This window comes from Pseudooceanicola lipolyticus (assembly GCF_002786325.1).
GTDB lineage: Bacteria > Pseudomonadota > Alphaproteobacteria > Rhodobacterales > Rhodobacteraceae > Pseudooceanicola_C > Pseudooceanicola_C lipolyticus.
Window position 1 is genome coordinate 1 of record NZ_PGTB01000173.1, and the last position, 7,329, is coordinate 7,329.

The 7,329-nt window shown below is 66.5% G+C and carries 6 protein-coding genes; 1 reads left to right on the plus strand and 5 read right to left on the minus strand.

What is annotated here, in order from left to right; all coding sequences use genetic code 11:
- Window positions 1–510 precede the first annotated feature (510 nt).
- From msrQ to clpB, 5 genes are all read right to left on the minus strand, one after another.
- On the minus strand, window positions 511–1,131 hold the full coding sequence (msrQ, locus tag CVM52_RS21950; RefSeq protein ID WP_370741677.1) for a protein-methionine-sulfoxide reductase heme-binding subunit MsrQ: 621 nt from the start codon (window positions 1,129–1,131) through the stop codon (window positions 511–513).
- Window positions 1,128–1,343: a GDCCVxC domain-containing (seleno)protein gene (locus CVM52_RS27805; RefSeq protein WP_100164518.1), complete on the minus strand. Its 216-nt coding sequence runs from the start codon at window positions 1,341–1,343 to the stop codon at window positions 1,128–1,130. Before CVM52_RS27805 ends, msrQ begins: the two co-directional genes overlap by 4 nt.
- Window positions 1,343–2,248: a protein-methionine-sulfoxide reductase catalytic subunit MsrP gene (gene msrP / locus CVM52_RS21960; protein ID WP_100164523.1), complete on the minus strand. Its 906-nt coding sequence runs from the start codon at window positions 2,246–2,248 to the stop codon at window positions 1,343–1,345. Before msrP ends, CVM52_RS27805 begins: the two co-directional genes overlap by 1 nt.
- A gap of 66 nt (window positions 2,249–2,314) precedes the next feature.
- Window positions 2,315–3,808: an FMN-binding glutamate synthase family protein gene (locus CVM52_RS21965; protein ID WP_100164519.1), complete on the minus strand. Its 1,494-nt coding sequence runs from the start codon at window positions 3,806–3,808 to the stop codon at window positions 2,315–2,317.
- A gap of 162 nt (window positions 3,809–3,970) precedes the next feature.
- On the minus strand, window positions 3,971–6,589 hold the full coding sequence (gene clpB, locus CVM52_RS21970; protein ID WP_100164520.1) for an ATP-dependent chaperone ClpB: 2,619 nt from the start codon (window positions 6,587–6,589) through the stop codon (window positions 3,971–3,973).
- 246 nt (window positions 6,590–6,835) lie between these two features.
- On the opposite strand from clpB, the gene pyrF reads away from it, so the two are divergent.
- Window positions 6,836–7,329, plus strand: a 494-nt coding sequence (gene pyrF, locus CVM52_RS27100; RefSeq protein WP_100164521.1) for an orotidine-5'-phosphate decarboxylase, incomplete at its 3' end; no start/stop codon positions are given.

The following is a 7,329-nucleotide window of genomic DNA, read 5'->3' on the forward strand; positions in this document are numbered from 1 at the left end:
CTGATCCATCGATTGGACCAAACCGCCCACATATCTCTTCAGTTATCATCAATGTCAAAGAGCGTAGAGACAAAACCTACAGGATGCGCCCTAATCTTACTCGGCGCGCCCCGCCTGCATTACCTCTGTTTTTCGTCGTCCGCCTCGTCGCCGTCCCGTTTTCGTCCGGCCCGTCTGGCGCCCCGTCGTGCGCCTCAGCGCCGCCGGTGAAGGGCTATTTACGGATAGGTCGGTGTACCCGCAACCCCTTTTTTCAAGAAACGTCACATTTTTTTCGGAATTCTCATTTTCCGTTTAATTTCAGTGCTTTGCGGGCGAAGAAACTTGCGCACCCGCGGCGAGAGCGGTTTTCCAGCTCCGGCTCACGGCGACTCGTTTCGGGCGCTAACACTAGATCTTGGGTTATCCACACGGTTACCCCCAAGACTGTCCCGAACCGCTCCTGAATCGCGCCGAGTCACCCCCCGGAAAAAACGCCGATTCCCGTCGACTCGGCCAGCTGGACGCGAGTCACCCCGCCGTCTGGCGCACCGCAACCCGGCGTTTGCGCGGAATCATCCGCAGCCCCAGCAGCGCCAGGATGATGCCGAGGTAGACCAGCGGCTCGATCTGGAATCCCTTCACCAGCATCACGAAATGCATCGCCCCCAGAACCGCCGCGGCATAGACCGCCTTGTGCAGTGTCCGCCACCGCGGCCCCAGCTTGCGCACCGACCAGTTGTTCGAGGTCAGCGCCAGCGGGATCAGCAGCACGAACGCCGCCATGCCGATGGTGATATAGGGCCGCTTGGCAATATCGGCCCAGACCTGCCCCAGGATCTGCACATCCAGCACGATCCAGACCAGCAGGTGACAGAACACATAGTAGAAGGCGATCAGCCCCAGCGCCCGGCGGAACTTCAACAGGTTCAGCCCGGCAAACCGGCGCAGGGGCGTCACCGCCAGCCCCGCAATCAGGAACCACAGCGCCCACTGCCCCAGCTCGTGCTCCAGCGCGCGGATCGGCTCGACCCCCAGCGCGCCAGTCGCGCCCTGCCACAGCAGCCAGGGCGCCGGCAGCATCCCCAGGATATAGAGCGCCCAGGTCGGCACCCGGCGCAGGCCGCCATTGATCCGCTCCCCCAGGCTCACGCGCAGCAGCCTCCGGCCTGCACCGGCGGGCAGGCCACGCTGCCATAGGAACAGAAGACGCAGCAGTCACCCGGCTTCGGCCGCAGCACCGCACCGCAGCCAGCGCAGTCATAAAAATACAGGCAGGCGTCTTCCGGCATCCGCTCTTGGCTGGCGTGGCCGCAACGCGGACAGGTCAGGACCGACTGCAACTGGGGCGCCGCAACCGTCATCAGTGATACACGCTGAGGTCCATACCATCATACATGGCGGCCACCTCGTCCTGATACCCGTTGAACATCAGCGTCGGCTGCCGCCGGGCAAACAACCCGCCGCCGATCGGCCGTTCGGTGGCCTGCGACCAGCGCGGATGCGACACCTCGGGGTTCACGTTGCTGTAGAACCCGTATTCCCGCGCATTGGCCTTGTTCCAGCTGGTCGGCGGCTCGGACTCGGTCAGGGTGATGCGCACGATCGACTTGATCGACTTGTAGCCGTATTTCCACGGCACCACGAGCCGGATCGGCGCGCCATTCTGGTTCGGCACCGGCCGGTCGTAGATCCCGGTTGCCATGAGCGTCAGCGGATGCATCGCCTCGTCCAGCCGCAGGCCCTCGACATAGGGCCAGTCCAGGATCGGATAGCGCGTGCCCGGCATCTCTTCGCGGCGCAGCACGGTTTCGAAGGCGACGTATTTGGCGCCGTCCTGAACCCCGGCCATCTCCAGCAGGTCGGCCAGTTCGAATCCGTTCCACGGAATCACCATCGACCAGGCCTCGACACAGCGGAACCGGTAGATCCGCTGTTCTATCGTCATCTCGCCCAGGATCTGTTCGAGACTATAGTCGCCGGGCCGGTCGACCAGCCCGTCGATGGTCACGCTCCAGGGCTGGGTGGTCAGCATATACGCATAGCTCGCCGGGTCGCTCTTGCCGGTGCCGAACTCGTAATAGTTGTTATAGGTGGTGATCTCTTCCCAGCTGTTGGGCTCCAGCCCCTCGGCCGCCGCCGCCACCGGGCGCGCCGCCGTGGCCAGGCCCAGCCCCGCCGCCCCGGCCAGCAATTGCCGGCGGTTCAGGAACGCGCCATAGGGGGTCACATCGGCAGCGCTCAGGTCGTTTTTCCAGCGTCGGGCCATCGGCATCTCCTTCCATTGTTACAGAAGAAGTACGCGCAGCCGCGCGCTCCACCAAAACATTTCGCCTCACGATTCGGCGACGGAACTGTAACTTGGCAGGATCTCGTTCAGCGGCAGGCTGGTGCCGCCGGCCTGCACGATGCGCACATGCCGCCGCCGCATCAGCCGCGGTTCGGCCACCCCCACCGAATGGGCGATGGTTTCGACCTCGTGGATGATGCCGCGCGCATAATGCGCCACGCGCTGGTCCTTGTCGGCCACCACCAGCCCCTTTTGCAGGCGCGGATCATGGGTGGTGATCCCGGTCGGGCAGGTGTTGCGGTTGCATTTCAGCGCCTGGATGCAGCCCAGCGCGAACATGAAGCCGCGCGCCGAGGTCACGAAATCGGCCCCCGCCGCCAGCGCCCAGGCCACATCGCCGGGATTGACCAGCTTGCCCGAGGCGATCAGCCGGATCCGCCCCTTCAGCCCGTGCCGGTCGCGCAGGTTCGCCACCTGCGGCAGCGCCTCGCGCACCGACATGCCCACCAGATCGATCAGCGGCATCGGCGCCGCCCCGGTGCCGCCCTCGCCACCGTCCAGGGTGATGAAATCCGGCGCGCCCGCCGCGCCGCGCCGATCGATGGCGGCAAACAGGTCGTCAAACGCCTCCAGCGACCCCACCACCGTCTTGATCCCCACCGGCTTGCCGGTGACCTCGCGGATATGCGCCACCAGGTCCAGCAGGTCGTCGAAACTGGCCACTTCCGGGTGCCGGTTTGGCGACAGGCTGTCCTGGCCCACCTGGATGCCGCGGATCTCGGCGATCTCGGGCGTCACCTTGGCGCCGGGCAGGATGCCGCCCTTGCCGGGCTTGGCCCCCTGCGCCAGCTTGATCTCGAACATCTTCACCTGCGGATGCGCCGCCACCTCGGCCAGCTTTTCGTCCGACAGCAGGCCATGGGCGTCGCGCACGCCGTATTTCGCGGTGCCGATCTGAAAGACGATGTCACAGCCGCCTTCCAGGTGAAACGGGCTCAACCCGCCCTCGCCGGTGTTCAGCCACACGCCGGCCGCGTTCGCGCCCCGGCTCAGCGCCTGCACCGCCGGCTTCGATATCGCGCCAAAACTCATGCCGGAAATGTTGAAGAAGGACGGCGCCGCGTAAGGCTGGCGCGCGCCGGGGCCGATGATCATCGGCGTCGAACTGGCATATTGATCGTCCAGCGGCGGAAAGGTGGCATTGACGAAAATCGGCGTGCCCGGAACGCCCAGGTTGCGGGTCGACCCGAAGGCCACCGTGTTGCCCTTCCCCCCGGCCGCGCGGTTGACCCAGTCGCGCTGCGCCCGGTTGAACGGCAGCTCCTCGCGATCCATGGCAAAGAAATACTGCCGGAAGAATTCGCCCAGCTCGGTAAACAGCCGCCGAAACCGCCCGATCACCGGATAATTGCGGCGGATCGCATCGGCGGTCTGCATCCGGTCGATCAGAAACACCACCGCCGCCACCAGCACCGCCAGCCCGATCAGCGCCACGAAGACCAGCACCAGCACTTCCAGCGCGTTCATCGCAAAACTCATTCCACACCTCCGACATGCCTGGCCGGGCGACTGCGCGCCCGTGTCCTTGGTTCAGAGTGATCGGGAACGCCCGGAGTGGCAAGCCGCGCAGAGGGTTGGGCGCGGCCCGGGCTGGTCGCCCGGGCCAATGGCACTTGGTCTCGGTCGCGCCTTGGCGCTCCTTTAATGCACCACCGCATCGCGCGGCGGCTGCCGGTTCGAGGCCGACACCCGGTCGCCGATGATCAGCCCGTCGGAACCGGCGCTGACCGGCACGGTGCCGCCGTCCAGAACATCACCGGCCAGCAGCATCTCGGCCAGCGGGTTCTGCAGCGCGCGCTGGATCACCCGCTTCAGCGGCCGCGCCCCGAAGACCGGGTCATAGCCCTCGTCGGCCAGCCATTGCCGTGCCGATGCGTCCAGCTCCAGGGTGATCTTGCGCCCGGCCAGCCGCTTGCCCAGCCGCGCCAGCTGGATATCGACAATCGCATCCATATCTTTGCGCTGCAGCCGGTCGAAGATGATGGTCTCGTCCAGCCGGTTCAAGAATTCGGGGCGGAAATGTGCCCGCACCGCATCCATCACGTCGCGCCGGGCATCGGCGGCATCGGCGCCTTCCGGCAGCTGGCTCAGCGCCTGCGCGCCCAGGTTCGAGGTCAGCACGATCAGCGTCTGCTTGAAATCGACCTTGTGGCCCTGCCCGTCGGTCAGCACCCCGTCATCCAGCACCTGCAGCAGCACGTTGAAGACATCGGGATGTGCCTTTTCGACCTCGTCGAACAGCACCACCTGATAGGGCCGGCGCCGCACCGCCTCGGTCAGCACTCCGCCCTCGTCATAGCCGACATAGCCCGGCGGTGCCCCGATCAGGCGGGCGACCGAATGTTTCTCCATGAATTCGCTCATGTCGATCCGCACCATCGCGTTCTCGTCGTCGAACAGGAACTCGGCCAGCGCCTTGGTCAGCTCGGTCTTGCCGACACCGGTGGGCCCGAGGAACAGGAACGAACCCAGCGGCCGGTTCTCGTCCTGCAGCCCGGCGCGCGCCCGGCGCACCGCGTTCGACACCGCCCGCACCGCCAGGTCCTGGCCGATCACCCGCTTGTGCAGGTCATCTTCCATCCGCAGTAGCTTGTCGCGCTCGCCTTCCAGCATCTTCGACATCGGGATGCCGGTCCAGCGTTCGACCACCGCGGCGATCTGCTCGGGGCGCACCGCCTCTTCTACCATCATGCCCTGGTCCTCGGCCTTCTCGGCCTCGGCCAGCTGTTTCTCCAGCTGCGGGATCACCCCGTAGGACAGTTCGCCGGCGCGGGCCAGGTTGCCCTCGCGCTTGGCAATCTCCAGATCGGCGCGGGCACGGTCCAGCTGCTCCTTCAGGTCGCGGGCCGAGGCCAGCTTGTCGCGCTCGGCCTGCCACTGGGCGGTCATCTCGGCGCTTTTCTCCTGCAGCGCCGACAATTCCTTTTCCAGCTTGGCCAGCCGGTCCTTGGAGGCGGCGTCATCTTCCAGCTTCAGCGCCTCGACCTCGATTTGCATCTGCAGGATGTTGCGGTCCAGCTGGTCCAGCTCCTCGGGCTTGGAATCCACCTCCATCCGCAGCCGGCTGGCGGCCTCGTCGACCAGGTCGATGGCCTTGTCCGGCAGGAACCGGTCGGTGATATAGCGGTTCGACATCGTCGCCGCCGCCACCAGCGCCGAGTCGGAGATCCGCACGCCGTGGTGCAGCTCGTATTTCTCCTTGATGCCGCGCAGGATGCTGATGGTGTCCTCCACCGTCGGCTCGTTCACCATCACCGGCTGGAACCGCCGGGCCAGCGCCGCGTCCTTCTCGACATATTTGCGGTACTCGTCCAGCGTGGTGGCGCCCACGCAATGCAGCTCGCCGCGCGCCAGCGCCGGCTTGATCAGGTTGGCCGCATCCATCGCGCCATCGGTCTTGCCGGCGCCGACCAGCGTGTGCATCTCGTCGATGAACAGGATGATCTCGCCCGCCGCCGCGGTGACCTCGTTCAGCACGCCTTTCAGCCGCTCCTCGAACTCGCCACGATATTTCGCCCCGGCAATCAGCGCCCCCATATCCAGCGCCAACAGCTTCTTGTCCTTCAGGCTCTCGGGCACGTCGCCATTGACGATGCGCAGCGCCAGCCCCTCGGCAATCGCGGTCTTGCCGACACCGGGATCGCCGATCAGCACCGGGTTGTTCTTGGTCCGCCGGCTCAGCACCTGCATGGCGCGGCGGATCTCCTCGTCGCGGCCTATGATCGGGTCGATCTTGCCCGCGCGGGCACGCTCGGTCAGGTCCTGGGCGTATTTCTTCAGCGCCTCATAGCTGTCTTCGGCGCTGGCCGAATCGGCGGTGCGGCCCTGGCGGATGTCGTTGATCGCCTGGTTCAGCGACTGCGCCGACACCGCGCCGGCCTCCAGCGCCGACTTGGCTGGCGATTTCACCATGCACAGCGCCATCAGGATACGTTCCACCGGCACAAAGCTGTCGCCGGCCTTCCTGGCCAGCGTCTCGGCCTCGCCCAGCACCTTGGCGGTGGCACCGTCCAGATACACCTGCCCGGCATCGCCGCTGACCTTGGGCTGCTTGGCCATCGCCAGGTCCAGCGCCTCGGCCACCCGCGCCGGCGCCCCGCCCGCGCGCGTGATCAGGTTGCTGGCCAGCCCCTGGTCATCGTCCATCAATGCCTTGAGAAGGTGTTCGGGCGTCAGCCGCTGATGCCCCTCGCGCAGCGCGATCGTCTGAGCGGCCTGCACGAATCCCCGTGCCCGCTCGGTGAACTTGTTCAAGTCCATCAGTCTCTCCTTATCAAGCGCCCGCCTGCCGGCCGCCCGCAACGCGGCACGCCCGGCCCTGGGCCTCGGATAACATTTGGGCACGCGCCCCGCAGCTTCAAGAGGCGGCGGCGCGGCAAATTCCGTCTCTTTCGCCTGTGCGAACCGCCGCCATCACCCGGCCGCGCCGCGCCGCCCCTCGCGCTGGCCCCGGCGGCGCATTTGCGTTATGGCCCCTCCAGCCGCGCAACACCTGAGGAGCCCCCCATGTCCGATGACCGCCTGATCGTAGCGCTCGACCTGCCAAACGCCGTGCAGGCCCTGGCCCTGACCGAACAGCTGGGCGAGGCGGTCAGCTTCTACAAGATCGGGCTGGGCATGCTTACCGGCGGCGGCCTGGCGCTGGCCAACGAGCTCAAGCAGGAACATGGCAAGCGCATCTTCCTCGATATGAAGCTGTTCGACATCTCCGCCACGGTCGAGGCGGCGGTGCGCGGACTGGCGCAGTTCGATCTCGACTTTCTTACCGTGCATGGCGATCCGCAGGTGGTGCAGGCCGCCAAGCAGGGCGCCGCAGGCAGCGGGCTGAAGATCCTCGCCGTCACCGTGCTCACCTCGCTGGACCGCGCCGATCTCGACGCGGCGATGATCCGGCCGGGCGACCTGGCCGAGATCGTCTGCGAACGCGCAGAACGTGCCCTGGACGCCGGCGCCGACGGGGTGATCGCCTCGCCGCGCGAGGCGGCGGCGATCCGGGCGCT